The 26,369-nt window shown below is 73.6% G+C and carries 23 protein-coding genes and 1 pseudogene; 12 read left to right on the top strand and 12 right to left on the bottom strand.

Features of this window, described 5'->3' with window-relative positions; translation table 11 throughout:
• Window positions 1-85: 85 nt before the first annotated feature.
• Window positions 86-304 (bottom strand): MbtH family protein, encoded by a 219-nt coding sequence (locus ACZ6X9_RS31110; protein WP_469781365.1) that lies wholly within the window; start codon window positions 302-304, stop codon window positions 86-88.
• Window positions 305-1,115: 811 nt separating this feature from the next.
• Between ACZ6X9_RS31110 and ACZ6X9_RS31115 the strand changes: the two genes are divergently transcribed.
• The 5 genes from ACZ6X9_RS31115 (at window position 1,116) to ACZ6X9_RS31135 (ending at window position 4,976) form a co-directional block, all read left to right on the top strand.
• Entirely contained in the window at window positions 1,116-1,946 is an 831-nt protein-coding gene (locus ACZ6X9_RS31115; RefSeq protein WP_469781366.1) for a HipA family kinase, read from the top strand.
• A gap of 8 nt (window positions 1,947-1,954) precedes the next feature.
• Window positions 1,955-2,347, top strand: a complete 393-nt coding sequence (locus ACZ6X9_RS31120; RefSeq protein WP_469781431.1) for a DUF3037 domain-containing protein — start codon at window positions 1,955-1,957, stop codon at window positions 2,345-2,347.
• Between the two features lie 156 nt (window positions 2,348-2,503).
• Complete coding sequence (fabG, locus tag ACZ6X9_RS31125) at window positions 2,504-3,265, top strand: 3-oxoacyl-ACP reductase FabG (RefSeq protein ID WP_469781367.1); 762 nt, start codon at window positions 2,504-2,506, stop codon at window positions 3,263-3,265.
• A gap of 16 nt (window positions 3,266-3,281) precedes the next feature.
• Window positions 3,282-4,049, top strand: a complete 768-nt coding sequence (locus tag ACZ6X9_RS31130) for an SDR family oxidoreductase (protein WP_469781368.1) — start codon at window positions 3,282-3,284, stop codon at window positions 4,047-4,049.
• A gap of 240 nt (window positions 4,050-4,289) precedes the next feature.
• The gene (locus ACZ6X9_RS31135; protein WP_469781369.1) at window positions 4,290-4,976 is read left to right on the top strand and encodes a uracil-DNA glycosylase; all 687 of its coding nucleotides are present in this window, start codon (window positions 4,290-4,292) and stop codon (window positions 4,974-4,976) included.
• Between the two features lie 145 nt (window positions 4,977-5,121).
• Here the strand turns inward: ACZ6X9_RS31135 and ACZ6X9_RS31140 are convergent, their stop codons facing one another.
• Window positions 5,122-5,529, bottom strand: a complete 408-nt coding sequence (locus ACZ6X9_RS31140) for a DUF3224 domain-containing protein (RefSeq protein ID WP_469781370.1) — start codon at window positions 5,527-5,529, stop codon at window positions 5,122-5,124.
• A gap of 117 nt (window positions 5,530-5,646) precedes the next feature.
• On the opposite strand from ACZ6X9_RS31140, the gene ACZ6X9_RS31145 reads away from it, so the two are divergent.
• Entirely contained in the window at window positions 5,647-6,618 is a 972-nt protein-coding gene (locus tag ACZ6X9_RS31145; protein ID WP_469781371.1) for a helix-turn-helix transcriptional regulator, read from the top strand.
• Between the two features lie 552 nt (window positions 6,619-7,170).
• On the opposite strand, the gene ACZ6X9_RS31150 is transcribed toward ACZ6X9_RS31145, so the two are convergent.
• Together ACZ6X9_RS31150 and ACZ6X9_RS31155 are read right to left on the bottom strand one after the other, a co-directional pair.
• Window positions 7,171-8,001 carry a hypothetical protein gene (locus ACZ6X9_RS31150; RefSeq protein WP_469781372.1) on the bottom strand — a complete coding sequence of 277 codons (831 nt, stop codon included), beginning with the start codon at window positions 7,999-8,001 and terminating at the stop codon, window positions 7,171-7,173.
• Window positions 8,002-8,093: 92 nt separating this feature from the next.
• Window positions 8,094-8,609 carry a DinB family protein gene (locus tag ACZ6X9_RS31155; protein WP_469781373.1) on the bottom strand — a complete coding sequence of 172 codons (516 nt, stop codon included), beginning with the start codon at window positions 8,607-8,609 and terminating at the stop codon, window positions 8,094-8,096.
• 129 nt (window positions 8,610-8,738) lie between these two features.
• Between ACZ6X9_RS31155 and ACZ6X9_RS31160 the strand changes: the two genes are divergently transcribed.
• Window positions 8,739-9,644, top strand: coding sequence for a Gfo/Idh/MocA family protein (locus ACZ6X9_RS31160; protein ID WP_469781374.1), 906 nt, complete (start codon window positions 8,739-8,741; stop codon window positions 9,642-9,644).
• Here ACZ6X9_RS31160 and lnt read toward each other — a convergent pair.
• Complete coding sequence (lnt, locus tag ACZ6X9_RS31165; RefSeq protein WP_469781375.1) at window positions 9,616-11,205, bottom strand: apolipoprotein N-acyltransferase; 1,590 nt, start codon at window positions 11,203-11,205, stop codon at window positions 9,616-9,618. The two genes, ACZ6X9_RS31160 and lnt, sit on opposite strands and share 29 nt — an antisense overlap.
• Window positions 11,206-11,767: 562 nt before the next feature.
• On the opposite strand from lnt, the gene ACZ6X9_RS31170 reads away from it, so the two are divergent.
• Window positions 11,768-12,679: a class I SAM-dependent methyltransferase gene (locus tag ACZ6X9_RS31170; protein WP_469781376.1), complete on the top strand. Its 912-nt coding sequence runs from the start codon at window positions 11,768-11,770 to the stop codon at window positions 12,677-12,679.
• 212 nt (window positions 12,680-12,891) lie between these two features.
• Window positions 12,892-13,512 (top strand): annotated as a pseudogene (locus ACZ6X9_RS31175) (terpene synthase family protein); the annotation flags it as partial.
• Window positions 13,513-13,805: 293 nt separating this feature from the next.
• Here the strand turns inward: ACZ6X9_RS31175 and ACZ6X9_RS31180 are convergent.
• Genes ACZ6X9_RS31180 through ACZ6X9_RS31200 form a run of 5 tightly spaced genes read right to left on the bottom strand, consistent with a single transcriptional unit; the run spans window position 13,806 to window position 18,179 of the window.
• The gene (locus tag ACZ6X9_RS31180; protein ID WP_469781377.1) at window positions 13,806-15,320 is read right to left on the bottom strand and encodes a cytochrome P450; all 1,515 of its coding nucleotides are present in this window, start codon (window positions 15,318-15,320) and stop codon (window positions 13,806-13,808) included.
• Entirely contained in the window at window positions 15,317-15,940 is a 624-nt protein-coding gene (locus tag ACZ6X9_RS31185) for a GTP-binding protein (RefSeq protein WP_469781378.1), read from the bottom strand. The genes ACZ6X9_RS31180 and ACZ6X9_RS31185 overlap by 4 nt, the downstream gene beginning before the upstream one ends.
• Window positions 15,921-16,283 carry a DUF742 domain-containing protein gene (locus ACZ6X9_RS31190; RefSeq protein WP_223769043.1) on the bottom strand — a complete coding sequence of 121 codons (363 nt, stop codon included), beginning with the start codon at window positions 16,281-16,283 and terminating at the stop codon, window positions 15,921-15,923. Before ACZ6X9_RS31190 ends, ACZ6X9_RS31185 begins: the two co-directional genes overlap by 20 nt.
• On the bottom strand, window positions 16,280-16,687 hold the full coding sequence (locus tag ACZ6X9_RS31195) for a roadblock/LC7 domain-containing protein (RefSeq protein ID WP_004954301.1): 408 nt from the start codon (window positions 16,685-16,687) through the stop codon (window positions 16,280-16,282). The genes ACZ6X9_RS31190 and ACZ6X9_RS31195 overlap by 4 nt, the downstream gene beginning before the upstream one ends.
• Before the next feature lie 4 nt (window positions 16,688-16,691).
• Complete coding sequence (locus ACZ6X9_RS31200; RefSeq protein WP_469781379.1) at window positions 16,692-18,179, bottom strand: sensor histidine kinase; 1,488 nt, start codon at window positions 18,177-18,179, stop codon at window positions 16,692-16,694.
• Between the two features lie 484 nt (window positions 18,180-18,663).
• Here ACZ6X9_RS31200 and ACZ6X9_RS31205 point away from each other — a divergent pair, with 484 nt between their 5' ends.
• The 3 genes from ACZ6X9_RS31205 (at window position 18,664) to ligD (ending at window position 23,655) form a co-directional block, all read left to right on the top strand.
• Entirely contained in the window at window positions 18,664-21,351 is a 2,688-nt protein-coding gene (locus ACZ6X9_RS31205; RefSeq protein ID WP_469781380.1) for an ATP-binding protein, read from the top strand.
• Between the two features lie 212 nt (window positions 21,352-21,563).
• Window positions 21,564-22,733 (top strand): non-homologous end joining protein Ku, encoded by a 1,170-nt coding sequence (gene ku / locus ACZ6X9_RS31210; RefSeq protein ID WP_469781381.1) that lies wholly within the window; start codon window positions 21,564-21,566, stop codon window positions 22,731-22,733.
• A 16-nt stretch (window positions 22,734-22,749) separates the two neighbouring features.
• Complete coding sequence (gene ligD / locus ACZ6X9_RS31215) at window positions 22,750-23,655, top strand: non-homologous end-joining DNA ligase (RefSeq protein ID WP_469781382.1); 906 nt, start codon at window positions 22,750-22,752, stop codon at window positions 23,653-23,655.
• Between the two features lie 187 nt (window positions 23,656-23,842).
• Here the strand turns inward: ligD and ACZ6X9_RS31220 are convergent, their stop codons facing one another.
• Both ACZ6X9_RS31220 and ACZ6X9_RS31225 read right to left on the bottom strand, forming a co-directional pair.
• Window positions 23,843-24,853 carry a PHP domain-containing protein gene (locus tag ACZ6X9_RS31220; protein WP_469781383.1) on the bottom strand — a complete coding sequence of 337 codons (1,011 nt, stop codon included), beginning with the start codon at window positions 24,851-24,853 and terminating at the stop codon, window positions 23,843-23,845.
• Window positions 24,854-24,882: 29 nt separating this feature from the next.
• A complete protein-coding gene (locus tag ACZ6X9_RS31225) occupies window positions 24,883-26,313 on the bottom strand; it encodes a lipase maturation factor family protein (RefSeq protein ID WP_469781432.1) in 1,431 nt (476 codons plus the stop codon).
• Window positions 26,314-26,369: the final 56 nt, after the last annotated feature.

Genomic DNA, 26,369 nt, shown 5'->3' on the forward strand with positions numbered 1-26,369 from the left:
GCCGTCACGCGGAATTCACCGGGGCGGGGACGGGCGCTCCGGCCCCCCGCGTGTCGCGGGAGACGCCCTGGTCGCGAGAGACGTCTTATGCGTCCCCGTCGCCCGCCGCCGCGACGAGCGATGCGGGGCGCAGATCGGTCCAGTTCGTGTCGACGTACTCCACGCACGCCGTCCGGTCGGCGGGACCGAAGACCACCGACCAACCGGCCGGGACCTCGGCGAAGTCCGGCCAGAGGGAGTGCTGTCCCTCGTCGTTCGTGAGCACGAGGAAACCGCCGTCTTCGGCGTCGAAGGGATTGCTCATGTTCTCCTCACCTTCTCGGGAAAAAGTTCGCAAAGGCGGGGTGTCAGGGTGGGACGTAAGCGGACGCGCGGACACCCGGCGTCTCTTTCTCCGCCGACCGCGCGGTCATCACCGCTTCGTTCTGCACAGGGCGGGCCCGACGGGCCGGCGCGTCAGGTCACGCGCGGCCGGTGACCGTCATGATCTCGGTCGAAGTCTCAAGGCCTACCCCCCGATAGGTACATCCGTCGTTCGGCCGCCCAGGGGGAGGCCGCACTGCTCTCCGGGCGTAAACGGCCGCCAGAGCAAGATCGTTCTCGAACCTACCCGATCAACAGAACCAAGCCAACCTCGGTTTGTGTCAAGGGTTTCCCATCCGGCGTCAACACCCCACCATTCCGGGCGGTATGCGGTGTCGATCCCCTGAAAACTCCGGTGTCGGACGCTTCGTCGCCGTTTCGTTCCCGTCCGGTGTACCGGTGTGGAACGGAAGGCTGTTGCCGGGGAATTTCCCGAACCGCACCGGAATTCCCATGAGTTCTGCAACGCGCCGATTCGGCGCCGGATGGTGGCGGGCGTCCGGCATTGCGGGGTACGTCGCTACTGTCGGCTTCGTCGCTCCCCGGGGTGCGGATGGACGGACCGGACCGGGCGGCGGTCCGGTCGTCAGGGGGGGCGGTCCGGCGTCTTCTGTCACGCTCGGTTACTATGCTGGCGTCGCGCCGTGAGGCCGGACGCGGGGGAGCGCCGCCGCCGTCCGTGGACCCCTCGGTGGAAGAGCACTGGAGTGGACCATGGATCGCATGGCGGAAAAGTTGCGGAGCCTGTGACAATGCTCCCCGAAGTCATCGCCACCCGCTACGTCACCCCCCTGCGGGAGGGCGGGTCGCTGCCCGGGATCATCGAGGCCGACGACCTCGGGACCTATGTCGTCAAGTTCACCGGGGCGGGCCAGGGCCGCAAGACCCTGGTGGCCGAGGTGATCTGCGGGCAGTTGGCCCGTGCGCTCGGCCTGCGGGTCCCCGACCTGGTGGGTGTCCTGGTCGACCCGGTGATCGGCCGGGGCGAGCCGGACCAGGAGGTGCAGGCGCTGCTGCGGTCGAGCGGCGGGCTCAACCTGGGAATGGACTACCTCCCCGGTGCGCTGGGCTTCGACCCGCTCGCCTTCGAGGCGGACGCCGCCGAGGCCGGGCGGGTGGTGTGGTTCGACGCCCTGGTGGGCAACGTCGACCGCTCCTGGCGCAACCCCAACCTGCTGGTCTGGCACGGCGCCCTGTGGCTGATCGACCACGGCGCCACCATGATCTGGCACCACAACTGGCCGTCCGCCGGCGCCGCCGCGGACAAGGGGTACGACGCCTCGGACCACGTCCTGGCCACCTTCGCCCCCGACGTCGCCGCCGCCGCGGCCGACCTCGCCCCGCTCGTCACCGAGGAACTGCTGACACGGGTCGTCGCCGACGTCCCCGACGCCTGGCTGGCGGACGAGCCGGGCTTCGACGGGCCGGACGCGGTGCGCCGCGCCTACGTCGAGGTGCTGCTTGCCCGGGCGGCCGGCGTCGGTGACCGGATCACCCTCGGCGAACGCAGCGCCGACAAGCCCTCGCAGGCGCCCGAGTGGGTGCGGGTCAGGCTGGACCACGGCAGGAAGGCCGGGAAGTGACGGACCGTATGAAGGACGCCAAGGAGCGGGACGTCTTCGAGTACGCGCTGCTGCGGGTCGTCCCCCGCGTCGAGCGCGGAGAGCGGATCAACGCCGGCGTCGTCGTCTACTGCCAGGCGCGGTCGTTCGTGGAGGCCCGCGTCCACCTGGACGAGGACCGGTTGCTCGCGCTCGACCCCGCCGCGGACGTCGCCGGGGTGCGGGCCGCGCTCCGCGCCGTCGAGGGCGTCTGCGCCGGCGGCGACCGGGCCGGACAGGCCGCCTGCGACGACGCCGGACGCCGCTTCCGCTGGCTGATCGCCCCGCGCAGCACCGTCGTCCAGCCGGGGCCGGTGCACACCGGACTGACGCTCGACCCGCACGGGGAGCCGGAACGCCTGCTCGACCTGCTCGTCCGGTGAGCGGCGGGGCCGGGCGGCGGGGCGTTGACAGCGGGTGGCGGGGCTTCTAGCGTCTGATCGGCCGAAGCTACTGAGCGGTTGCTCACCCACCGTCCGAGGGGCCGCCCGGCCCGCTCCCGCCGGCCGGGTGCGCCGCCCGAGGTGAGGAGAGTCCCCATGTTGACCACCGAACGGCGGGTGGCCGTCGTCACGGGCGCGGCCCGCGGCATCGGCGCCGCGACGGCCCTGCGCCTCGCGGCGGAGGGCCGCGCCGTCGCCGTCCTCGACCTCGACGAGGCGGCCTGCGCGGACACCGTCGAGCGGATCCGCCGGGCCGGCGGCGAGGCCCTCGCCGTGGGCTGCGACGTCTCCGACGCGGAGCGGGTCTCGGCCGCCGTCGCGCGGGTGGCCGCCGAGCTGGGCGCGCCCACCGTGCTCGTCAACAACGCCGGGGTGCTCCGCGACAACCTGCTGTTCAAGATGAGCGAAGCCGACTGGGACACCGTCATGAACGTGCACCTCCGGGGCGCGTTCCTGATGTCCCGCGCCTGCCAGAAGCACATGGTCGACGCCGGCTGGGGCCGTATCGTCAACCTCTCCAGCAGCTCGGCCCTCGGCAACCGCGGCCAGGCCAACTACTCCGCCGCCAAGGCCGGTCTCCAGGGGCTCACCAAGACCCTCGCCAAGGAGCTCGGCAAGTTCGGCGTCACCGTCAACGCCGTCGCCCCCGGCTTCATCGCCACCGACATGACGGCCGCCACCGCCGCCCGGATCGGCATCGGGTTCGAGGACCTCCAGGCCGCGGCGGCCGGCGAGATCCCCGTGGGGCGGGTGGGACAGCCGGAGGACGTCGCCCACGCCATCGCCTTCTTCGCCGGCGAGAACACCGGCTTCGTCTCCGGCCAGGTGCTCTACGTGGCCGGCGGGCCGCTCGACTGAACGGGGACGCGCAGCCATGACCACCCAGGACACCCGCGGTTCCGCCGACGGGAAGGTGACCCTGGTCACCGGGGCGAGCCGCGGCATCGGCTACGCCATCGCCGAGGCCCTGGTCGCCCGGGGCGACCGCGTCGTCATCACCGGCCGCGACGCCACCGCCCTCGCGCAGGCCGTCGGACGTCTGGGCGCGGACCGGGCGCTCGGCGTGCCCGGCAAGGCGCACGACGAGGCCCACCAGGCCGCCGTCGTCGAACGGGCCATGGAGACCTTCGGCCGGATCGACCACCTCGTCAACAACGCCGGGACCAACCCGGTGTTCGGGCCGATCACCGAGACCGGCCTCGGCGTCGCCCGCAAGGTCTTCGAGACCAACGTCGTCTCCGCCCTCGGCTTCGCCCAGCAGACCTGGCGGGCGTGGCAGAAGGAGAACGGCGGGGCGATCGTCAACATCGGCTCCATCGCCGGGCTCTCCGCGTCGCCCTTCGTCGGCGCCTACGGCATGAGCAAGGCCGCCATGGCCAACCTCACGCTCCAGCTCGCCCACGAGATGGCCCCCGGCGTCCGCGTCAACACCGTCGCGCCCGCCGTGGTGAAGACGAAGTTCGCCGCCGCCCTCTACGAGGGACGCGAGGAGGAGGCCACGGCGCCCTACCCGCTCGGCCGGCTCGGCGCCCCCGAGGACGTGGCGGGCGCGGTGGCGTTCCTGCTGTCCGACGCGGCGGCCTGGATCACCGGGCAGACGCTCGTCCTCGACGGCGGCCGTTTCCTCAACGCCGCGGTCTGAGCGGGCGCCGTGGTCCGGGCACATGCCGTTTTCCGGCGAGCACCGCGGTCCGGGCGCCTCGACGGCCGGCGGACGCCTCGACGGCGGGTGAACGGCGCGGTTCGAGTGGCCGTCGAGCCGGGGTCCGCGCGGGGCCCCGGCACCCGGGCGGCGGCCGTTGTCAGTGGGCACCGGTAAGTTCTCGGGCGAGGTCCAGGAGTGCCCGGACCCCATCGAGAACCGACCCCGGAGGTTGCTGAAGTGACGGTCACCGACGTACTGCCCGAGTCCTGGCGCGCAGTCCTCGGCGAGGAGACGGAGAAGCCCTACTTCAAGGAGCTGACCGACTTCGTCGAGGAGGAGCGGGCGAAGGCGCCGGTGTACCCGCCGCGTGGCGAGGTCTTCGCCGCCCTGGAGGCCACCCCGTACGACCGCGTCAAGGTCCTCATCCTGGGCCAGGACCCCTACCACGGCGCCGGGCAGGGTCACGGCCTCTGCTTCTCCGTGCGCCCCGGCGTCAAGACGCCGCCCTCCCTGCGCAACATCTACAAGGAGATGCGGGACGAGCTGGGCTACGACGTCCCCGACAACGGCTACCTGATGCCCTGGGCCGAGCAGGGCGTCCTGCTGCTCAACGCGGTGCTGACGGTCCGCGGCGGGGAGCCCAACTCCCACAAGGGCAAGGGCTGGGAGAAGTTCACCGACGCCGTGATCCGTGCCGTCGTCGCCCGCCCCGACCCGGCGGTCTTCGTGCTGTGGGGCAACTACGCGCAGAAGAAGCTCCCGTTGATCGACGAGTCGCGGCACGCCGTCGTCAAGGGCGCCCACCCGTCGCCGCTGTCGGCGAAGCGGTTCTTCGGCAGCCGCCCCTTCACCCGGATCAACGAGGCGGTCGCGGCACAGGGGCACGAGCCGATCGACTGGCGCATCCCGGACCTGGAGGTCTGAGCGGGGCCGGCTGTCTGAGCGGGGCCGTAGGCCTGAGCGGATCCGGAGGCCTGAGCGGATCCGGAGGTCCGGTCGGCCCTGAGGCTGACCGGGCCTCAGGCCTGACCGGCCCCCGGCGGCGGGCCGGACCGCGCCGTTCACCGGCTCAGTCGAGGGAGTACGTGAACCGGTAGGGCACGGCCTTGGCGCCGGGCTCCGCCGTGTACGAGCCGCTGCCGGTCAGGCCGGCCAGGTCGCCGCTCCCCGAGCCCCCCACGACCTCGAACGAGCAGCGCACCGCGCCCCCTTCACCGAAGGTGCCCCACTCGCGCACCGCGAAGCCGCCGGAGCGGCCCGCGACCGCGCCGTCGAACAACTGGTAGCCGGAGAAGGCGCCGGTCCCGTCCGGGGCGTAGGTGATGGTGTAGGCGCAGTGGGTGCCGGCCGCCTCGATGACGCCGGTGTACGTGTTGCGGACGGTCGCCCGGGCGAGGCGGGTGCCGCCCTCCGTCCGGCCGAGCTCGTGCTCCTCCCAGTCGAGGAAGGTGAACGTGGAGTCGGCGTGCGTGGTCATGGGGTGGTTCCTCCCGGATCGGGCCGCCCGTGCGGTCCGGGCGGCTCACGCACAGCCTTCCGCCCGTACCTGACACCTCCTGTCAGGTATGGAAACCCGTGGTGACACGATGCGGGGATGCGCGCCGACCGCCTCCTCTCGCTGCTCCTGCTGCTCCAGAACCGGGGCCGGATGACCGCCCCCGAGCTGGCGGCGGAGCTGGAGGTGTCGGTGCGCACGGTCTACCGGGACGTCGAGGCGCTGAGCGCCTCCGGAGTCCCGGTGCTCGCCGACCGCGGCCCGGCGGGCGGCTACCGGCTCCTGGACGGCTACCGCACGCGTCTCACGGGCCTCACCGAGGACGAGGCCGGCTCCCTGGCCCTCGCCACCGTGCCCGGCGCCGCCGCCGAACTCGGCCTGGGCGCCGACCTCGCCGCGGCACGGCTCAAGCTGGAGGCGGCCCTCCCGGCCGGCGCGGGGGAGCGGGCGCGGCGCGTCGCGGAACGCTTCCACCTGGACGCTCCGGGCTGGTTCCGGGACGCCGAACCGGTGCCGCACCTCGCGGCGGTCGCCGACGCCGTGTGGCGGCAGCGCCCCCTGCGCGTGCACTACCGCCGCTGGAAGGGCGAAGTGCGCCGGGAGCTGCACCCGTTGGGGCTCGTCCTCAAGGGCGGCATCTGGTATCTCGTCGCCCGCGCGGACCCGGACGTCCGCACCTACCGGGTCTCCCGCGTCCTCGCCGTCGAGCCCCTGCCCGGCCGCTTCGAGCGCCCGGCCGGCTTCGACCTGGCGGCCACCTGGGCGGAGACCTCCCGCCGGCTGGAGGGGATGCGTCACCAGGGCGAGGCGAGGCTGCGGGTCTCACCCGCCGTGCTCCGGCTGCTGCCCGCGAAGTTCGGCGCGGCCGGGGCGCGGGCCGCGGCGGCGGCCGGGCCCCCGGACGCGGAGGGCTGGACGGAGGTCACGCTTCCCGTCGAGTCCCTGCCGGTCGCGGTCTGCGACCTGCTCGGCCTCGGCGCGGAGGCCGAGGTGCTGGGGCCGCCCGACCTGCGCGCCGCCGTCGCCGCGTTGGCGTCGGCGCTGGCCGCCCGCTACGGCGTCGGGGGGTGAGCCCGCCCGGTGGTCACGGGCTGAGCCGGGGAGTGGCCGGGCATGCGGTCACCGAGCGTGGGCGCCGAGGCGCGGAGGCCGAGGTGCTCCAACCGCCCGAACCGCCCGAACCGCCCGAACCGTGCGCCGCCGTCGCCGCGTCGGCGCTGGCCGCCCGCTACGGCGTCGGGGGTGAGCCCGGTGGTCACGGGCCGTGTCGGGGAGTGGCCGGGGCATGCGGTCGCCGAGCGCGGGCGCCGAGGTGTGGAGGCCGAGGTGCTCCGACCGCCCGAGCCGCCCGAACCGCCCGAACCGCGCGCTGCCGTCGCCGCGTCGGCGTCGGCGCCGGCCGCCCGCTACGGCGCCGGGGAGGTGAGCCCGGCGGTCACAGGCCGAGCCGGGGAGCGGCCGGGCACGCGGTCGCCGAGCGCGGGCGCCGAGGTGCGGTGTCCGCCGGGCCGCGCACCGCCTTGGCGCCTGACAACCGGCGCCAAGGCCGGGGGCGTCGGCCGTACGGCGCGGCCCGGGCGGCGCGCCGGGCCGCGCGGCTTCGGGGCTCGGCGGTCGTCCGTGTCACCCGCCGTACACCTGGCGGCAGATGCGCGACGCGTCGCTGCCCGGCTGCCAGCGCCCGTACTGCTCGCCCATCGCGCACGTGCCCATCCGCGCCCTGGGCGGTGGCGCGGGGCGCTCCCGCTCGGGGGCGGGGGCCGGGCGGGGCCGCTCCGGCTCGGGGTCGTGCCGCGGGCGCTCCGGAGGCGGGTCGGAGCGGGGTGGGGGCGGCGCGTGCCGCTCGGGGGACGGCGGGGCGGCCGGGGGCGGTGCCTCGGAGTGCCGCTCGTCCGCCCGGTCGCCCGCGGCCGGCGAGGAGCGTCGCCGCTCCGGGGCGGGGACCGGGCCCGAACCGTGCCCCGGGCCGGGGGACGTGGCGGAACCCCGGCCGTCCGCACCGCCCGGGCGGGACGCCGTCGGGCCGCCGTGCCGGGACGGACCGGTGCCGGGCGCGGCGAAGGACGGCGGGAAGGACGGCAGCAACGACGGTGGGCCGGCGGGGTGGAAGGGGAGCACCGGCCCGGGCGGTGCGAACGGCGTGCCCGGCGCGCCGGAGCTCGGGAGGCCGCCCCCCGGCAGACCCGGCAGCCCCGGCAGCCCCGGCAGCGGCGGCAGTCCCGGCAGCCCTGGGGCCCCCGCCGCCGGCGACCCCGGCACTCCGGGACCCCCTGTACCCCCCGTACCCCCGGACTCCGGCCCGATCCGGGCCAGGGACTCGCGGTCACGTTCCTGCCGCACCTCCCAGTCGGCGTGGGCGGGGCCGGGCCGGGACGGGTGGCCGGACAGGGAGACGCAGCCGGAGGTGGCCGACAGCGCCACCACCAGGACGGCGGTCATGGGGAACCTGGACATCCGCCCAACCATGCCCGAGCGGCCTCCCGTTGGGGATTCCCCGCAGGGGTGACACGGGGGCCGTCACCAGGCCCGCGCGCCCCCGGCGGACGTCACGAGCCGGTCGCCCCGTCGATGCGCTCCCGGATGAGGTCCGCGTGGCCGTTGTGCCGCGCGTACTCCTCGATCATGTGCAGATGGATCCACCGCAGACCGATCGGTTTCCCGGTCTTGTAGTGCCGGCCCGCGCTCGTCTCCTCCAGGGAGCGCCCGCGCACCGCCGCGCGGGCCGCCGCCACCTCCTCGCGCCAAGCGGTGAGGGCCTCCTGCCAGGTGGCCTCGGCGGGGAACTCGAAGTCGCCGTCCTCGTTCTCGTCGCTGTGGAAACGCGGCGGGGCGTCCTCCCCCGCGAACGTCCGGCGGTACCAGTGGCGTTCGACGTCGGCCATGTGCCGCACGAGTCCCAGCAGCGTCAGCGGGGACGGCGGTACGGAGGCCGTGCGCAGCCCCTCGTCGTCCAGGCCCGCGCACTTGTGCTCCAGGGTCGCCCGCTGGAAGTCGAGGAACGCCTCCAGGGACGTGGTCTCGTCGGCGATGTGGGGCGGCTTCCGCCGCTCGGGTCCGGTCATGGCGGTCATCCTGCCCCCGGACACGGCCCCCGGCACCCGAATTTCATGGAGGCCGCGGTTCCGGGAGCCGTCGGGGGCGTTCGGAATTCCCCCCGTATGCTGCACGGACCCACGCAACGAGGAGGCTCCGTGAAGGTCGGCTGTATCGGACTCGGTGACATCGCGCGGAAGGCGTACCTGCCGGTGCTCGGCGCCCTGCCCGGCCTGGAGCTGCACCTCCAGACCAGGACGCCCGCCACGCTGGCCCGCGTCGGGGACGAGTACCGGATACCGGAGGCGCACCGCCACGCCGACCTGGACGCGCTGCTCGCCACCGGCCTCGACGCCGCCCTCGTGCACGCTCCCACCGCCGTCCACCCCGAGATCGTCGGCCGACTGCTGGCGGCGGACGTCCCGGTCTTCGTCGACAAGCCGCTGGGCCGCGAACTCGCCGACTGCGAGCGGCTGACCGGCCTGGCCCGGGACCGCGGGGTCTCCCTCGCCGTCGGCTTCAACCGCCGGTACGCCCCCGACTACGCGGCCTGCCTCGACCACCCCCGCGACCTGATCGTGCTGCGGAAGGACCGGGTGGACCTCGCCGAGGGCGCCCGGTCGCTGATCTACGACGACTTCATCCACGTCGTCGACACGCTCCGCTTCCTGGCGCCCGGCGCGGTGACGGACGTGGACGTCCGGGCCAGGGTCGCCGACGGCCTTCTGGAGCACGTCGTCCTCCGGCTCGCGGGGGACGGGTTCACCGCGCTCGGCGTGATGAACCGCCGCGGCGGCTCCACCGAGGAGATCCTGGAGGTCTCCGGGCAGGACCGGAAGCGGGAGGTCCGCGACCTCGCCGAGGTCGTCGACCACCACGGCGCACGGACCGTCCGCCGGCGCGGCGACTGGACCCCGGTCGCCCGGCAGCGCGGCATCGAGCAGTGCGTCACCGCGTTCCTCGACGCGGTGCGGGAGGGCAGGACCCTCGACGCCGAGGACGCCCTGCGCACCCACGAGTTGTGCGAGCGGATCGTCAACGCCGTGGAGACGCGGGGCGCCTGACCCGGCCCCGCGCGAACCGGAGGCCCTCGGCGCCGCCGTAGACCGCCAGCGCGGCCAGCGCCGCGTACACCGCCCAGTCCCCGGCCCGCGCATAGGGGCTGGTGCCGCTCGCCAGGGGCACGTCGTACACGGCGGCCGTGCTGCGGTCCGTCCCCAGCCGGCCGCCGACCGCGCGGCCCCGCGCGTCGTACACCGCGCTCACCCCGGTCAGCGTGGCGTGCGCCATCGGCCGCCAGGTCTCGGCGGCCCGCAGGGCGGCCAGCGAGGCGTGCTGCGCCGGCGCCCAGCCGTGCTGGAACGACGAGGTCGAGGACTGGGCGACGAGCACCTGGGCGCCGTCGGCGGCCAGATGCCGGCTCATGTCGGGGAACGCCGACTCGAAGCACACCAGCGGGCCGATCCGCAGGCCCGCGCCGCGGCCGGACGGCAGGCGCGTCACCACCTGCCGGTCCCCGCGCCGCCGGTCCTCGGTCGCCGCCTTGCCCACCGACGTGGCCCAGCCCAGCAGCGACCGGGCGGGCACGTACTCGCCGAAGGGCACCAGCCGCATCTTGTCGTAGCGGTCGCCCGTGGGTCCGTCCGGGCCGACCAGCACCGAGCTCTTGAAGATCCCGGGCCGGTCGGAGCGGCGGGCGTCCACGTTGACCAGCAGGTCGGCACCGACCGTGCGGGACAGCGCCGCGAGCCGGGCGCGCAGCGCCGGATCGGCGCCGAGGTCGGTGCCGACGCTGCTCTCGCCCCACACCACCAGGTCCACGCCACGGCCGGCCAGGGTCCGGGTGAGCGCCTCCTCGCGGTCCAGGCGCCGGCCGGGACCGTCGATCACGCCGGGCTGGACGAGCGCGATCCGCGCCGTGCCGGCCGCCCGGGGCTGCGGCGCCCACCACCACACCCCGGCCGTGACCGCGGCGCAGCCGGTCAGCCCGGCCAGTCCGGCGAGCCGGGCGCGGGGCAGCGCGAGCACCGCGGCGAGCCCGGTGTTGACGGCCACCACCAGGAGCCCGACGAGCCAGACGCCCCCCACCGACGCCAGCCGCAGCGCCGGCGGGACCTGCCACTGGCTGGCGCCCAACAGCCCCCAGGGGCCGCCCAGGTACTCCCAGGACCGGACGAGTTCGGCCAGGAGCCAGCCCGCGGGGACCAGCACCAGGGCCGCCGCCACCCGCCCGGGCCCCGGGCGGCCGCCCAGCAGCCGGTGGACCAGCAGTCCCCAGGGCACCCACAGCAGCCCCAGCAGCGCCGCCAGCAACAGGATGAAGACATGAAGACTGGGCAACAGCCAATGGTGGACGGCCAGCAGGAAGCCGGCGCCGCCCAGCCACGCCTCCCGCGCGGCCCGGCGCGGTGAGCCGGCCGAGCGGACCAGCAACAGCCAGGGGACGAGGGCCACATGGGCCAGCCACCACAGGGACGGCGCCGGGAAGGCGAGGGCCGGGAGGGCGCCCGCGCCGACCGCGGCGGGCGCGCGCCACCGCCCGCCCGCGGACGGCCCCTCCCGCCCGGCCGACGGCCCGGACCCGGCGGACGGCCCGGACGTCCGCGCCGGCAACCTCACCCTCATCGCGTTCTCCCTCGTCGGGGCCGGGGTCCCGGCCGGAGTTCCAGTGTGCGCGGCGCGCGGCGGCCCGAGCCGTGGGGCGGCTGCGACGCATCGCGTCGTCCCGGAAACAGGGGGACGCCGTGAAAGGGCGCACCTTCACAAGTGGGAGCGCCCCCTACGGTCGTCCGCACACCATACGCACGAACGGGATCCGGCCATCTGCCGGGCGTCCGGATATCGGTCCCTGGCGAGGCCAAAACCCCGACAACAGCGTGCAAGTTTCAGCCTTTCTCATCGCAACGCATCACGGAATCAGTGGTATACGGTCCAAAGCGAAACGAAATGATCCTGGCCTGCGGCGTCAGAAAGGCGTACGCCGGTACGTATCACGGGTTATCGCCGAGTGGCCCTGGGCAGGTACCGGGCAAAACTGGACAGGAATGCTGGTCGCTTGTTGCTGGGGGGCGGCGTGACTCGCGCATGTGATCGAACGGCAATCCAGTCGCCGCCGGGCACGGGAGCCACCCGCGGCCTGACTCCCCTTCCATCCGTCCACCGATCGTTGACGTCCCGGAGGGATCCCATGGACAACCTTGTCGCCGAGGTGACCGCAGCCACGGATGCGGCGTGTGATGAGGCCCAGGTGCCGTCGTACTACTCCAGGAAGACCGCCGAGATCCTCCACAAGTACGGCCCCGGCCCCCGGATCCACTTTCACGTCGGCATGTTCGAGCCCGGCGTCCACCCCAACACCACCGTCTCGCAACGCGTCCTGCGCAACCGGCTGCGCGCCTCGCAGGAAACGGTCCTCGACCACGCCGCCCGCCTGTGGGGCGTCACCGAGAACCCGCCGCACCAGCTCTTCGACATCGGCTGCGGCATCGGCGGCGGCTCCATCTACTGGGCTCAGGAGTACGGCAGTTCGGTCACCGCGATCACCGTCACCGCCAAGCACGTCCCGGTGATGGCCGACCTCGTCCGCGAGGCCGGCGTCGAGGACCTGGTCACCCCGGTCCTCGGCGACATCCACGACCTCTGCGAGGAATCCAGCTACGACGCGGCGGTCGCCATCGAGAGCTCCGGCTACATGGACCGCGAACGCCTCTTCCGGGTCGTCGCCAAGGCTCTCCGCCCCGGCGGCTGGTTCGGCATCCAGGAGCACTTCCTCTGCCGGCCCGAGTGGACCACCTTCATCGACGGCTACTACAAGACCCGTCTCGGCACCCTCGCCGAGTACATCTCCGCCGCCCGCGCGGCCGGCTTCGAGCTGGAGCAGGACGAGGACATCACCGACCGGGTCGCCGAGTTCTGGGTCCAGTCCATGGCCTGGACCACCGCCGAACTCGACCGCGTGCAACGGGCGGAGGACGAACCGTCCCCCATCACCGTGGAGCGCCTGCACGAATCCGCCCTCACCCACGGCAAGCTCTTCCGCGCCTGGCGCGACCACGCCGTCGAGACCCGCCTGCTGCTCTTCCGGATGGAGGGCAACTGAGCATGGTCGTCCCCTTCGGGCCCCCGCCGCGCGCCAGCGCCATCGGCTGGCGGCTGCCCCCCTTCTACTGTCCGATCCCCGACGCCGTCCACCCGCGGCGCGACGTGCTCGAGAAACGGGCCGTCGCCTGGCTGGACGCCACCGGGATCTTCCGGGACGCCACCGACCGCGCCTGGAGCATCGCCACCCACAGCACCGACTTCAGTTGCCGGATGATCCCCCACGGCCGCGACGAACCCCTGCTCCTCTTCATCGAGTGGAACCACTGGGCGTTCGCCCTCGACGACATCTGGCACGACACCGGCGCCGCCGACGTCAACACCGCGCACATCGTCGACCTCAACGCCCGGATCTCCCGCTGCCTGGAGGCGCCCGGCTCCGCCATGCTCGGCGACTCCCCGTTCGACGCCGCCCTGGAGGACCTCGCCGCCAGGACCCGCGCCGTCGCCACCCCGGTCCAGCTCCGCCGGGTGGCCGAAGGGATGCGCGACTGGCTGTTCGGCGCCTCCTGGCAGGTCAGCAACATCGAACGCGGGGTGATGCCCAGCCTCTCGGACTACGTGGCACTGCGCCCCTCGATCAACGGCACCCGCTTCTCGCTCGCCTGGAGCGAGATCGCCAACGGCTTCGAGGTCCCGGCCGCCGAGCTGGCCTCCCCGCCCGTCCAGGCGCTCACCGAGGCCGCGGGGTTCGTCGTCAGTTGCGACAACGACCTGTTCTCGTACGCCAAGGAGGACGACCACGAGACCACCGACCAGAACATCGTCAACGTCCTGGTCCACCACAACGGCACCTCCGCCGACCGGGCGCTCACGGAGGCCCTCGCCATAAGGGACCGGGCCATGAGCCTGTTCCTGCGGCTGCGCGACCGGATCGCCCGCGACGCCGGGCCCGACCTCCGCCGCTATCTGGAGGCGCTGGGCCACTACATCGCCGGCTGCATCCGGTGGATGAACGCGGCCCCCCGCTACGCCAGCCCCCGGAACCGGTACGACCTTCCGGTGCCGGGAGCCACCTACGGCATCACCTGGCGGGACACGCCCAGCGACCCGGCGACCGGCCCGCTGCCGATCCCCTCCGCCGCCTGGTGGTGGGGCGAGCTCGACGCCCTGGCCCCCGCACCGTCTCACTCGCCCCGGAACCACCGGACCAGCGACCTCCACCACACGCCGCGCGACCCGCGCGCGGAGGAGGACCCGTCGGCGGGCGGGGCCGGGACGCGCGCCGACCGCTCGGCGGCCGAGGTCTGACCACTGGGGCCACCGGGGCCGCCGGTGCCATCGGGGGCACTCGGGCCGCCGGAACCGTCGGCCCCCTCCCGCTCCGGGGATCCGTCCTCCGGAGCGGGAGGGGCGGCCGGCTGCGGCGGCGCCGGCGTGAAGTTCACGGGCAGAGCGGTCAGGTGGCGGGACATCAGCGACGACGACCAGCTCAGCTCCGTCTCGGCCACCGAGAGCCGGACGTCCGGCAGCCGCGACATCAGCGCGTCGATCCCGGTGTCCGCGATGGCCCGGCCGATGTCCTGGCCGGGGCACTCGTGGGCGCCGCCGCTGAACGCCAGGTGCGACCGGTTGCCGTGCACCGGCGTGGTGGGGTCCGGACGGATCGCCGTGTCCACGTTGGCCGCGGCCAGCCCCAGGACCAGGGCGTCCCCGGCCCGGATCCGGTGCCCGGCCAGCTCGGTGTCCTGGGTCGCCCAGCGGCCGAGGATGGTGATGAACGGCGGCTCGTCCCACAGCGTCTGCTCGACCGCGTCCGGCAGCGTCATATGGCCGCCGGCCAGGTTGGCCCGGCACCGGGGGTCGGTGAGCACCATGCGCAGGGTGTTCGCGATGAGGTTGGCCGTGGTCTCGAAGGCGGCGATCAGCACCAGCCGCAGGTGCTGCTGCACCTCCTCGTCCGACAGCTTGGACTCGTGCTCCAGCAGCCAACTGGTGAAGTCCGGGCCCGGCTCCCGTTGCTTGCGCTCCACCGTCCGGCGCAGTGCCGCCTGGACGAACGCGTTGCTGCGGACCGCGGTGTCGCTCGCCTTGATCATGTCCCGGGCGGCCTGCACCAGTTCCGGGCTGTACTCGTCGTGCATGCCGAGGAGCTGCGTCATCACCATCATGGGCAGCGGTTCGGCGAACGCGTGCACCAGGTCGGTGCTGCCCGACGCGCAGAACTCGTCCACGAGTTCGTTGGCGAACCGGGTGATGTGCCGCCGGACGCCCCGCCGGTCGAACCGGGCGATGGAGTCGTTGATGGCGCCGCGCCACCGCTCGTGCGCCTGCCCGTCCGCCATCGAGCAGATGGGCTGCCAGGTGGCGATGGGCGCCAGCGGGTGCTCCGGGCCGATCCGTCCCTCGCGCATGGCCCGCCAGATCCGCGAGTCACGGGAGAACCGGGACGGCGTCCGGGTCACGTCGAGGTTCTCCCGGTAGCCGAGGACCAGCCAGGCCGGGACGTCCCCGCTGAGCAGGACGGGGGCCACCGCCCCGTGCCGCTCGCGCAGTTGCTCGTACAGGCCCATCGGGTCGTCCTCGGCGGTCGGCCCGTACAGGCGCGCCACGCCGCCGTCCCCGTAGGCGTGGGCCGGGCACTGCGGCGGGGGGCCCGCCTGCGCGGTGTCGGCGCGGGAGTGCTCGTCGGGAGGGGTCACTGTGGCTCCGGAGTGGTGTGAGCGAGGCTGTACAGGTACCGCATCAGGGTCATCAGGGCGTCGCGGCAGGAGGCGCGGTCCCGGGCGTCGCACGCGAAGATCGGTACGGACTCGGGGAGGTCCATCGCCGCCCGCAGCTCGGGCACCGGGTGGACGGGGGCGCCCGGGAAGGTGTTCACGGCGACCACGAAGGGCACGCCGCGCTCCTCCAGGATGCCCACGACCTCGTAACTGACCTCCAGCCGCCGGGTGTCGAGCAGTACCACCGCGCCCAGGGCGCCCTCGAAGAGGCCGTCCCAGAGGAACCAGAAGCGCTCCTGTCCGGGGGTGCCGAACAGGTACAGCACCAGTTGCTCGTTGATGCTGATGCGGCCGAAGTCCATGGCCACGGTGGTCTCGATCTTCTGCTCGATCCCCGCGATGTCGTCCACGCCGACGCCGGCCTGGGTCATCGTCTCCTCGGTGGTGAGCGGTCTGATCTCGCTCACCGAGCCGACGAGGGTGGTCTTGCCGACCCCGAAGCCGCCCACGATCACGACCTTCACCGCCGCCGCGGCGGTGGCCGGGAGGATGTCCTCCCTTCTGGGCCCGGTGTGGGGGTCAGAGGTTTTGTAGTCCATGCATCACCGCCTCCAAGAGGCCTACGTCAGGAAGGGCAGCGACGGGGACCGGGGGCCTGGCTTCCACATGACCGCGGCTGAGCAGGTCGTTGAGCAGGACGGTCACCGTGCTGACGGGCAGCGTGAGGTAAGCGGATATCTCGGCGACGGACAGCGGGTAGTCGCACATGCGGACGATCGTCTCGTGCTCGGGCTGGAGACCGGGGTCGGTCTCCGTACGGGCGACGATCAGGGTCACCAGGTCCAGCCCGGTGGAACTCTGCTTCGACTCGCCGCAGCCCTTGGTGACGATGTACAGCCGGTCCGGATTGCCGGGATCCCATGCCCTTTCGGGTTTGCTCATGCCACCGGCCCGGTGACGCGCGGGGGACTGGTGAGGTGCTCGCCGATCCGGGCCACCAGATCGCGCATGCGGTGCCCCATCAGCCCGGCGTCGACGTCGTCGTCGGCGAGCACCGCCAGGAACGCGCCGGCCCCGGCGGCCATGAGGTAGAAGAAGCCGCCGTCCACCTCGATCACCACCAGCCGCATCTGCCCGTCGCCGTGCGGGAATTCGGCGGCCACCGCCGTGGACAGGCTCTGCAGTCCCGCGCACGCGGCGGCCAGACGGTCCGCCGCGTCGGTGTCGGTGCCGTGCTGAGCCATGCGCAGGCCGTCCGAGGACAGCACGATCACGTGCCGGATCTGGGGCACGCTGGATGCCAGATCCTTGAGCATCCAGTCCATGTTGAACCGCTGCTGCGTCACTTGGCTACTCTTTCTCGTCTGACGGGTGATCACTTGTGGGCTCCCGGTCGCCCGCCGGAGCGTCGCCCTTGAGGGCGCTGGTGAAGGCGGCCAGCCACAGGCCCGGCTGGGTGGGCTCGGACTCCGGCTCCGGCCGCGGCGCGGGCTCGGCCGTGGCCGGAGCGACGGCCGCCGCGCGGGCGGCCATGCCCAGCGCGCGCCGGCGGCGCTGCGGAAGGCCGTTGGCGGTGTGGGCACCCTCGGCCGGGGTCTCCATCGCGGGCGGGGGGTCGGGGAGCGGACGGCCGGGCTTCTTGCGGACCTTGGGCGGCGGCAGCGTGGCGGCGCGGGCGATCTCGCCGCCCGGCGTGGCGCTGGCCGTGACCAGTTCGGCGGGCACGATCAGGACCGCGCGCACCCCGCCGTACGCCGAGGGGCGCAACGACACCCGGAAGCCGTAGTTCTTCGCCAGCCGGCTGACGACGGCCAGGCCCAGCCGGGGGGTCTCCCCGAGGTCGTCGAGGTCGAAGCCGCGGTCGGCCATCTCCAGCACCCGGTCGGTGCGCCGGCGGTGTTCGTCGGTGAGGCCGACGCCGGCGTCCTCGATCTCGATGGCGACGCCGGACTGGACCTCGACGGCCGTCAGGTGCACCCGCGTCTCGGGCGGGGAGTACCGGGTGGCGTTGTCGAGCAGTTCGGCGATGGCGTGGATGACGGGCTCGACGCCCGGACCGGTGATGGCGACGTCGGCGACCGAGTGCAGGTCGACCCGGCGGTAGTCCATGATCCGGGACATCGCGCCGCGCAGCACGTTGTACAGCGGGATCGGGTTCTTCCACTGGCGGCCGGGGCGGGAGCCGCCGAGGACGGCGATGCTGTCCGCGAGCCGGCCGATCAGCGCGGTGCCGTGGTCGAGGTGGAGCAGGTCGCTGAAGACCTCGGGGGTGTTGCCGTGCCGGTCCTCCATCTCCCGGAGGTCGGTGGCCTGTTGGTGGACGATCGCCTGGACGCGGCGCGCGATGTTGACGAACGCCCGGTGGGCCGAGTCGCGCAGGCCCTCCTCGGCCTGGACCGCCTCCACCACGACCCGGATCACCTTGCGGTGCTCGGCCGCGTAGGTGGAGTGGTCCGAGGGGGACGGCGCGACGGCGCGGATCACCTCGTCGGCGAAGGCGCCGTGCTGGAGCATCTCCACGGCCTTGGGCAGGAGTTCGTCGGCCAGTTGGGCGGTGGCCGCGTCCTGCTGGGCGAGTTGGTGGCGGAGGGCGGCCTCCTGCTCGGCGCAGCGGCGGCGCAGGGAGTTGATCACCCGGCCGCGGCGGGCGGCCTCCGAGGAGGTCAGGGCGACCGCCACGGTCGCGGCGGTCCCGCACCAGGCCGTCGGGGTGCGGACTTCGGGGGGGGCCAGCAGGGCGGCGATGGCGGTGCAGACCGCCAGCACCACAGGGGGGACCAGCCATATGAGGGACGAGGCGGGCCGCCTGACTTGAGGTGACGATCCAGTACCAACCATCGAGTTCCTCGGGGGCTTGGGGAATGAGTCGGGGGCGACGTGGGACCACGGGGGAGGCGTCGCCGCCGGTGCCCGGCACGGGATCGCGGACGGACATGAACGGACCCGAACGGATGCGGACAGGGGCCGAGGTTCCCGGATTCCCTGGGATCCCCCCGGGTTCCCCGGGGTTCTCCGGTCGCGTCGGCGCGGCGGTCGGCGGCAGCGTGCCGTAGTCGCCACGACCGCTGCGGGAATGGAGCGTAGCCTGTCGCGCGGTCGTGCGGCGCGAAGTTGTCATATTCGCGGAAAGGGCTGACGGGGGAATTCGAAAGGCATCACAATGGCCCCGGGGGTGGATTCTCGAAAATGTTTTTGAGTGGCCTGAAAATGCGTTCGGAAGATCGACGGATCATGCCCCCGGGGGATGGGTCCGGCGAACCTCCCCCCGGCCTCCGGACGTCCGGCTAGGCTCGCTCCACCACACTCATACGGGAGACACGTCATGACGCGGCAAGAGCACGAACGGCGCCCGTACACCGCCCTGTTCGAGCGCGAACAGGAGGTGGCCGCCGCCGAGCGGGCCGTGGAGGCCCTCTGCGGTGGCGCCGACGGGAGCGGCCGGGCGTCCGGCGGACTCCTCCTCTTCAGCGGCGAGGCGGGCGTGGGCAAGACGGCCCTGCTCGGGGAGATGCGGCGGCTGGCCGCCGAGCGGGGCAACTGCACGGTGCTCACCGCCCGCGGCGGCGAGCAGGCCCAGTCGGTCCCCTTCCATGTCGTACGGCAGTTGCTCCAACCCGCCCTGGCGCCCATGGAGGAGCGGCAGCGGCGGGACATCCTGGGCGACTGGTACGACATCGCGGGCCCGGCCCTCGGCATCGCACCACCGGTCGGCCCGCAAGCCGACCCCCAGGGCGTGCGCGACGGACTCGACTGGCTCGTCACGCAGTTCGCGTACGCCAAGGAACGGCTCGTCCTCATCGTCGACGACGCGCACTGGGCGGACGCGGCGTCGCTCGCCTGGCTGACGTCCTTCACCGTCCGGCTGACGGAGCTGCCCATCCTGCTGGCCGTCGCCTACCGCCCGGACGAACTCCCCACCCACTCACCGGCCTTCACCGACCTGGTGCACGGCCGGGGCAACCGGCCGGTCACCCTGCACCCGCTCACCCCGGGCGCGGTCGCCGAGCTGGTGCGCACCGCCATGGGCCGGGAGGCCGACGATCCGTTCTGCCGCGAGGTCTGGGCCGTCACCGGCGGCAACCCCTACGAGGCCGTCGAACTCGTCGCCAAGGCACGGGACCGCAACCTGCGGCCCATGGAGGAGTCCGCCGCCCTGCTGCGCGAACTCGGCGCCGCCGCCCGCGGCAGCGGCCTGGTCGCCCGGCTCGAGCGGCTGGGCAACGCGACCACCCGGTTCGCCTGGGGCGCCTCGGTGCTCGGCACCGAGATCCCCGTACGGGTGGCGGCCATGCTGGCCGGCATGAGCCCCGCCGAGGGCGCCGTCTGCGCCGACCGGCTGCGCGAGGCCCGCATCCTCACCGGCGCGTCGGAGCTGGAGTTCGTCCACCCGCTGATCGCCACCGCCGTCTACCGGGCCATCCCGCCCGCCGCCCGCACGGCCATGCACGGCCTCGCCGCCTGGGCGGTCACCAACGCGGGCCACGGCCCGGCCGCCGCCTCCCGGCACCTGCTGGAAGTGCACCCCGACGGCGACCCCGACCTCGTCCGGCAACTGCGCGAGGCCGCCCGCGAACACCTGGCCGTCGGCGCCCCCGAGGCGGCCCAGCGCTGTCTGGAACGCGCCCTGGCCGAGCCGCCGCCGGAGGAGGACCGCGCCGAGGTCCTGTACGAACTGGGCTGCTCCGCCCTGCTGACCTCGCCGCCCACCACCATCAACCACCTCCGCTCGGCCCTCGCCCTGTCCGGGCTGCCCAAGGACCTGCGCGTCGACGCCACCTACCGGCTCTCCCAGGCCTACGCCCACAACAGCCAGCTCGCCGAGGCCGCCGAAGTGGTCGCCGAGCACGCCGGCCGGACGCCCGACGGCCCCGGCAGGATGCGCCTCCAGGCCGCCCACTACCTCTGGAAGGGCATCCAACTGGAGGAAGAGGACGCCCACGCCCGGTCCCGGGAGATCGCCGGCCTCACCGACCGGCTCAGCGGCCGGGACAACGCCGAACGGGCCCTGCTCGCCCTGCGGGCCTTCGACGCCATGATCCAGGGCGAGGACGTGCTCCAGGTCGTCGAACTCGCCGACCGCGCCCTGGTCGACGGGCGGCTCGCCGACGGCATGGGCTGGACCAACACCGAGTGGGGCTTCGAACTCCCCAGCATCATCGGCATCACCTACGCCTTCTGCGACCGGCTCGACAAGGCCGAGGAACTCTTCACCGAAGCCGTCCGGGAGTTCGAGATCTCCGGCTGGCGCGGCGGCCACCTCGCCTTCGCCCACGAATTCCTGGGCCTCGTCCACCGCCGGCGCGGCGACCTGCGGAAGGCCGAGAGCTTCCTCCGCGACTGGCTGCGCCTCGCCGACCGGCTGGGCCCCGGCGTCTCCATCCAGTGGGACGGTAGCTGCCTGCTGATCGACACCCTGCTCGCCAAGGGCGATGTGGCGGAGGCCCAGGCCGTGGCCGAGAAGTACTCCTTCGGCCCGCCCTACCCGCCCGCCATGGTCATGCCCGACGCCGCCTGCGTCCTCGGCAGGCTGCTGCTCGCCCTCGGCCGTTCCTCGGAGGCCGTCATCGAGCTGGAGACGGCGGGCCGCCGCCTGGAGGAGCGCGGCAGGAACAACGTCCTCTGGGCCCCCTGGTCGCTCGACCTCGCCACGGCGGTCGCCGCGGAACAGCCCGAGCGGGCGCGGGAGCTCGCGGAACGCTCCCTGAAGTACGCCAACCGGTTCGGCACCGAGACGGCCATCGGGGAGGCGCTGCGCCGGACGGCGCGGCTCGTCGGCCCGGAGGAGGCCGTGCCCCGTCTGGAGCAGGCGGTCCGGCATCTGAGTGAGTCCCCGTGCCGCTACGAGCGGGCCTGCGCGCTGGTGGAGCTGGGCACGGCCCTGCGCGGCGCCGGGCGCGGGGAGGAGGCGGCGAAGCCGCTCCGGGAGGGGCTCGCCCTGGCGGAGGAGTGCGGCGCGGAGGGGGTGGCGGCGACGGCTCTCGCGGAGCTCGCGGGGAGTCGCGTCGGCTGAGCCCCGTCCGCTGAGTCCCCTCCGCGCCCTTTCGCCGTTTCCCGCGGGGCCCATACCCCCCGGAAACCGCGCTCCGCGCGGTTGTCCTCGACGCCGTACGGGCTGACCCCCCAGCCCGTACGGCGGAATCGGCGGGCCGCCACCCGTCCGCCAGGATGCGATCACCGCCGCCCCGCGCTGCCATGGAGGAAACCCTCAAGGCGGAGGACGTCATGGCGCATGCGGTCTGGAGCGGAGCCCTCACCTTCGGACTGGTGGCCCTCCCGGTCCAGATGTTCTCGGCCACCGAAAGCCACACCATCCGCTTCAACCAGCTCCAGCGCGGCACCTCCGACCGCGTCCGCAACAAGCGGGTCAACGAGCGCACCGGCGAGGAGGTCCCCCTCACCGAGATCGTCAAGGGCTACGACATGGGGGACGACTACGTCGTCGTCGAACCCGGCGAGCTGGAGGAGATCGCCCCCGGCCGCTCCAAGTCCCTGGAGATCAGCGGCTTCGTGGACCTCGACGCCATCGACCCCATCTACTTCGACAAGACGTACTACCTGGGCCCCAAGAGCAAGGAGTACGCGAAGGTCTACGCCCTGCTCCACGAGGCGCTGAGCCGGTCGCACCGGGCCGGGATCGCCACGTTCGTGATGCGCAACCGCGAGTACCTGGTGGCGGTGAAGGCCGAGGGTGACATCCTCACCCTGCACACCCTCCACTGGGCCGACGAGATCCGCGACCCGCGCACCGAGATCGGCGCCCTCCCCGAGCGGGAGAAGGTCGCCGAACGCGAACTCGCCACCGCCGTCCAGTTGGTGGAGGCGCTGAGCGTGGACTGGGACCCGGAGACGTACCACGACACCTTCCAGGAGAAGGTGCTGGAACTCGTCCAGGCGAAACGGGCCGGCGGCACGGTGGAGAAGAGCGAGCCGGCGCCGCGCTCGACCAATGTCATCGACCTCATGGGCGCGCTTCAGGCGAGCATCGAGAAGGCGAAGACCGGCGGGGATGCTGCGGAGGAGCCGGCGGGAGAGGCCGCCGAGCTCGCGCCACCCGTCCGGCTGAAGGACGCGGCGGAGAAGCGGCGCACCCGGCGGGCGGCCGGGGAAGCGGGCGGCCGGGCGGCGGGCGGGCGGGCCGAAGGCGGCAAGGCGTCCGGAGGCGGGACGGCCGGCGGCAAGGCGACCGCGGGCAAGGCGACCACGGGCAAGACGGCCGGGCAGCCCGCCGCCGCCGGGCTGGAGGAGCTGAGCAAGTCGGAGCTCTACCAGCGGGCGACCGACGCCGGCATCCCCGGCCGCTCCACGATGAGCCGCGAGGAGCTGGTGAAGGCACTGGCGGCACACGCGGCGGAGTCGTCCGGCGGCGGCCGGCGCAAGAAGCGGGCGTCCTGAGAGGACGGGCCTCCCCGTGCCCGCCGCCCCCGGCCGTCAGATGGTGGAGATCGAGGGCCACCGGCTCTCCCTCTCGCACCTCGAACGCGTCCTTTTCCCCGCCACCGGCCACACCAAGGCCCACGTCCTGCACTACTACGCGCACATCGCCCCGGCGATGCTGCCGCACATCAGCGGGCGCCCCGCGTCCTTCGTCCGGGCCCCGGAGGGCGCGGCGGGCGAGAGCTGGGTCGCCAAGAACCCGCCGCCCGGCGCGCCGGACTGGGTCCCCCGGGCCACGGTCCGGCACCGGGACGGCACCAGCCGGCAGGTGGTGATCGACTCGGTCGCCGCACTGGTCGCCATGGTCAACCTCGGCGCGTACGAGGTCCACGTCCCCCAGTGGACGGCCGCGGCCGGGCGCGACGCCCACGACCGCGTCGTCCTCGACCTGGACCCCGGCCCCGGCACCGACCTCGTCGTCTGCTGCCGCGTCGCCGAACGGCTGCGCCAGCTCCTCGACGAGGACGGCCTCACGGCCTTCCCGGTCGTCTCCGGCTCCAAGGGGCTGCACCTGTACGCCCCCATCCACCCCGCCCCCGGCCGCGCCGTCAGTGCCTACGCGAAGGGGCTCGCCACCCGGCTGATGAACGAGCACCCCGGGCTGGTCGTCGTCTCCATGGCCAAGCTGGAGCGCCGGGGGAAGGTGCTCATCGACTGGTCCCAGAACGCGAGCGCGAAGACGACGGCCGCGCCGTACACGGTGCGGGTGCGGGGGGAACGGGCCGGGGTGGCGGCGCCGGTGACGTGGGATGAGGTGGGCTCCTGTCGGGAGCCCGGTGATGTGGCGTTCGGGCTGGAGGGGGTGGTGGAACGGGTGGGGCGGTTCGGGGATCTGCTGGGGCCGGTGGCGGGGGACGCGGTGCGGGGTTCCTTGCCGTGAGGTGTGTGCCCCGGTCCCTCCCTTTCGCCGTTTCCCGGGGCTGCGCCCCAGCCCCCCCTTTTCGCGGCTCCGCCGCTTGTCCTCAAGCGCCGGACGGGCTGAACCAGCCCGTCCTGGTGGTACGGGGGGCGTAGCCCCTGAAGAAACGGTGAGTAAGGGGTGCCCCCGCTGGGGGAGGGACCGGGGCTCACTTCTCCCGCGCCCACTCCAGCAACTCCTCCCGTCCCCAAGCCGTGATCACCCGTTCCGCCGGCACCCCGCACTCCTCCGCCCGAGCGCACCCCAGCACTTGCCAGTCCAGTTGCCCCGGCGCATGCGCGTCGCTGTCGATCGAGAACAGCACCCCCGTCTCCAGTGCCAGCCGGATGAGCCGCCGCGGCGGGTCCAGCCGGTCCGGCCGGCTGTTGATCTCGACGGCGGTGCCGAACCGGGCACAGGCGGTGAAGACGAGCTCGGCGTCGAAGACGGACTCGGGCCGCTTGCCGCCGACGAGCCGGCCGGTGCAGTGGCCGAGGACGTCGACGAGGGGGTTGGCGACGGCGGCGACGAGGCGGCGGGTCATGCTCTCGGCGTCCATGCGCAGCTTGGAGTGGACGGAGGCGACGACGATGTCGAGCCGGTCGAGGAGCTCGTCCTCCTGGTCGAGGGAGCCGTCGGGGAGGATGTCGCACTCGATGCCGGTGAGCAGCCGGAAGCCGTCCCCGAGGCGCTCGTTGACCTCGGCGACGACGTCGAGCTGCTGCCGGAGGCGGTCGGCGGAGAGACCGCGGGCGATGGTCAGGCGGGGGGAGTGGTCGGTGAGCACGGCCCACTCGTGGCCGAGGTCGCGGGCCGCGCGGGCCATGACGTCGATCGGGCTGCCGCCGTCGGACCAGTCGGAGTGCAGGTGGCAGTCGCCGCGCAGGGCGGCCCGCAGTGCCGCGCCGCCCTCCGTGAGCGGCCGGTCCGCGTCCTGCTCCAGTCGGGCCAGGTAGGCGGGCACCTCACCGCGCAGCGCCTCGGCGACGACGGCCGCCGTCTTGGGGCCGATGCCCTTGCGGTCGGTGAGCGATCCGGCCTCCGACCGGCGGCGCACCTCCTCGGCGGGCATCGCGGCGACGACGCCGGCCGCCGTGCGGAACGCCTGGACCCGGTAGGTCGGGGCCCCGTCGCGCTCCAGCAGGAAGGCGATGCGTTCCAGTGCCTCCACGGGGTCCATACGGGGTCACTCCTGTCTCGGGAGCCGGCTCACGGCCGGCGCAGAGCGGCCGGCGGCAGGAACTCGCGTACCAGCTCGCGGTGCCACCACGCGCCGGTGGCGCGCAGCTCGCGCCAGGTGGTGAAGCGGTAGAGGTAGAGCCGGGCGCGGACGTGAGCGGGCGGGGTGTCGGGGAACGGGTTGTGGCGGAGCAGCCGTAGCGTGTCCCGGTCGTTTTCGAGCAGTCGTTCGATGAAGGGTGCGAACCAGTCCCGGGTGTAGGCCGGGGAGATGCCCGCGAACCACATCAGCCAGTCCAGCCGCAGGTGCCAGGGCGCGAACTGCCGGGGCAGCCGGCGCGGGTCGCCCGGCTTGCCCTTGAAGCCGTACTCCCGCCACTCGGTCTCCGGCCTCAGGGCGGCGTCCGCGGTGCCCTCGACCACCACCTCGTACCGGCTCCGGTTGACGCTGCCGAACGCGCCGTACGTGTTGACCAGGTGGTAGGCGTTGAAGGACATGTTCATGCGCTGCCCCCGTGAGAGCAGGTTGCGCACCGGCCACCAGCTCAGCACGGCGACGAGCACGGTCACCGCCACGACCAGGACCTCGTACCAGACCGGCGCCGGAGAGGCGGGGAGGCGGGTGGGCAGGCCGAACAGGTCCGCCATCGCGTCGCCGTCCACCGCCGGGAAGGCCAGCACGATGGTCAGCCAGTTGAGCCAGGCGAAGTTGCCCGAGGCGACCAGCCACAGTTGGGTGACGATCACCAGCCCCGCCGCGACGCTCGCCACCGGCTGCGGCGCGAAGAGGCCGAAGGGCACCACCAACTGCGCGACGTGGTTGGCGGCCGTCTCCACCCGGTGCAGCGGCCGGGGGAGCCGGTGGAAGAACCAGCTCAGCGGCCCGGGCATCGGCTGGGTCTCGTGGTGGTAGTACAGGCAGGTCAGATCGCGCCAGCAGCGGTCGCCGCGCAGCTTGATCAGCCCGGCGTCGAACTCCACGCGGAAGAGGAGCCAGCGCAGCAGGAACAGCACCGGCACCGGTGGATCCGTCCGCGCGTTGCCCAGGAACACCGCCAGGAACCCGGTCTCCAGCAGCAGTGACTCCCACCCGAAGCCGTACCACGTCTGGCCGACGTTGACGATCGACAGATACAGCCCCCACAGCACCAGCCACATCGGCATCGCCGCCCACAGCGGCACCGCATCGGCCGCCCCCACCGCCACCGCCGCGGCCAGCAGCGCCCCGCCCCAGGCGCAGCCCGCGAAGAAGCGGTCCGAGTAGTGGAACCGGAACAGGGTGGGGACCCGGCGCGCGGGGACGTACGCCAGGAACCGGGGGACGGGCAGCATGCCGCGCTCCCCGATCAGCGCCCGGAACTGCGACGCCGCCGAGGCGAAGGCGACCACGTACAGGACGGCCAGCCCACGCTGGAACACCAGCCGGCTCCACCCGTACCCGGAGGCCGTGAACCACTCCATGCCGTCCGAGTACCCCGCCCGCCCCCACCGGCCGCGCAGTCGCACCGAAGAAATCG

The sequence above is a fragment of the Streptomyces sp. NPDC052910 genome, from assembly GCF_055585605.1.